This window comes from Streptomyces sp. NPDC057253 (genome assembly GCF_042669125.1).
Lineage (GTDB): Bacteria > Actinomycetota > Actinomycetes > Streptomycetales > Streptomycetaceae > Streptomyces.
Window position 1 is genome coordinate 1 of sequence record NZ_JBHUXV010000284.1, and the last position, 2,823, is coordinate 2,823.

General features: G+C 70.4%; 1 protein-coding gene. It reads left to right on the forward strand.

Annotated elements, in window-relative coordinates; translation table 11 throughout:
- The first annotated feature begins 113 nt into the window (after positions 1-113).
- Positions 114-2,315: a heavy metal translocating P-type ATPase gene (locus tag ACFULQ_RS48960; protein WP_383558299.1), complete on the forward strand. Its 2,202-nt coding sequence runs from the start codon at positions 114-116 to the stop codon at positions 2,313-2,315.
- Positions 2,316-2,823: the final 508 nt, after the last annotated feature.

A 2,823-nucleotide genomic window follows, 5' to 3' on the forward strand; every position in this document is an offset into this window, starting at 1 on the left:
ACCGTCCCCATCGGTACCCGGACCCTCTTGCGCACCTCAGTCCCGCACTCCAAGAATCGCCACATAAATCAACGAAATAGGTTAAAACGACCTCTTAGAGGGAGTTGCAGTACATGTCCGGCAAGACCTCTGAGGTCGAGCTCGTCATCGGTGGGATGACCTGTGCCTCCTGTGCCGCCCGGGTCGAGAAGAAGCTCAATCGGATGGACGGGGTCAGCGCGAGCGTCAACTACGCGACCGAGAAGGCGCGGGTCAGTTACCCCGCCGGGGTCGACGTCGCCGATCTCATCGCGACCGTCGTGAAGACGGGCTATACGGCGGAGGAGCCGGCCGCCCCCGCGCCGCAGGAGGCCGAGCGGACGGACCCCGAGCTCGACGGGCTCCGGCAGCGGCTGTTCGTCTCCCTCGCGCTCGCCGTCCCCGTCGTCGTGCTCTCCATGGTCCCCGCGCTCCAGTTCGACAACTGGCAGTGGCTCGCGCTCACGCTCGCCTCGCCCGTCGTCGTCTGGGGCGGGTGGCCCTTCCACAGGGCCGCCTGGACGAACCTGCGCCATGCCGCGGCCACCATGGACACCCTCGTCTCGGTCGGCACGCTCGCGGCCTTCGGCTGGTCGCTGTGGGCGCTCTTCCTCGGGGACGCCGGGATGCCGGGCATGCGGGAGCGGTTCGCGTTCACCGTCGGCGGCATGGACGGCGCCTCGACGATCTATCTCGAGGTGGCCTCCGGGGTCACCGCGTTCATCCTGCTCGGCCGGTATCTGGAGGCCCGCGCCAAGCGTCGTGCGGGGGCCGCGCTCAGGGCGCTCATGGAACTGGGCGCCAAGGACGTCTCCGTGCTGCGGGACGGCCGTGAGGTGCGGATTCCCGCGGAGCGGCTGGTCGTCGGGGACCGGTTCGTCGTACGGCCCGGGGAGAAGATCGCGACCGACGGCACCGTCGTCGAAGGCACCTCGGCGGTGGACGCCTCGATGCTGACTGGCGAGTCGGTGCCGGTCGACGTGGGCGTCGGGGACGCGGTCACCGGTGCGACCGTCAACGCCGGCGGGCGGATCGTCGTAGCGGCGACGCGGGTCGGGGACGAGACGCGGCTCGCGCGGATGGCGCGGCTGGTGGAGGACGCGCAGAACGGCAAGGCACAGGTGCAGCGGCTGGCCGACCGGGTGGCCGCGGTCTTCGTGCCGGTCGTCATGCTCATCGCGGTGGGCACGTTCGGCGGCCGGCTCGGCGCCACCGGGGACACCACCGCCGCCTTCACCGCGGCCGTCGCCGTGCTGATCATCGCGTGCCCGTGCGCGCTGGGCCTCGCCACCCCGACCGCGCTCATGGTCGGCACCGGGCGCGGCGCCCAGCTCGGCATCCTCATCAAGGGGCCCGAGGTCCTGGAGTCCACGCGGCGCGTCGACACCATCGTCCTGGACAAGACCGGCACGGTCACCACCGGCCGGATGACCCTCCAGGAGGTCCACGCCGTCGAGGGCACCGACGAGAAGCAGCTGCTGCGGCTCGCGGGCCCCCTGGAGCACGCCTCCGAGCATCCCGTCGCGCGTGCCGTGGCCCAGGGTGCCGAGGAGCAGGCCGGACCGCTGCCCGTGGCCGAGACCTTCGAGAACGTCCCCGGCAAGGGCGTACGCGGGCGCGTGGAGGGCCATGAGGTGGCCGTGGGGCGGCTGTTCGACGTGCTGCCCGCGGAGCTGAGCCGGACGAAGGAGGAGGCCGAGCGGGGCGGTCGTACGGCTGTCGTCGTCGGGTGGGACGGCGTGGCGCGCGGTGTCCTGGCCGTCGCGGACGCCGTCAAGGAGACCAGCCCGGAGGCGGTGCGGTCGCTGCGGGCGCTGGGGCTCACGCCGGTGCTGCTGACCGGGGACAACCGGGCGGTGGCCGAGGCGGTGGCGCGGGTCGTCGGGATCGACGAGGTCATCGCCGAGGTGCTGCCCGAGGACAAGGTCGATGCCGTACGACGGCTCCAGCGCGAGGGCCGGGTCGTCGCGATGGTCGGCGACGGCGTCAACGACGCGGCCGCGCTCGCCGCCGCCGACCTGGGCCTGGCGATGGGCACCGGGACCGACGCGGCGATCGAGGCGGGCGATCTGACGCTGGTGCGCGGTGACCTGCGGGTGGCCGCGGACGCGATCCGGCTCTCCCGGCGCACCCTGTCCACGATCAAGGGCAATCTCGTGTGGGCCTTCGGCTACAACGTGGCCGCGCTGCCGCTGGCCGCGGCGGGCCTGCTGAACGCGATGATCGCGGGGGCGGCGATGGCGTTCTCCTCGGTGTTCGTGGTGACCAACAGCCTGCGGCTGCGGGTGTTCCGTTGAGGATTCCTTTGTCGGACCCCTCTGGAGTCCGGGGCCACGCTCACATAAGCTCTTCACAAGACTCGCGCAACGTCCTTACGCTGGGTCCCGTTCGCTGTATCCGGGCTCTTGCGTATCTAACGGACATTTGCAAGAGACGCAGATCACAGTGATGCGAACGTAACCATCGAAGGGGTTCGAAGGTCTAAGTTGGCGATGTCAGGCAGCGTCTTGGGGGGCGCTGACTGGCAGCTGAGGATGTCTTGGGGGACTTCCTCGGAGCTGCGTTGCCGGGGCACGCGCATAGGGAAGCTTTGAGCGGCCCTCCCGACCGTGCGTTGTCCCGGCAGATCGCACACTGGAGTAGTACGAGGAGTTCTGCTCGTTCTGCTCAATCGCACCACCAGCAGTATCTGCAGTACCGGAAAGACAGCGATTCAGGCGCTGGTCTCTCAGGCGCCCGGCCGGATCCCGTGGGGGGAATCCGCACCGGGACATGGGAAGGCGCCCTGGACGCCGGCCCGTGGGG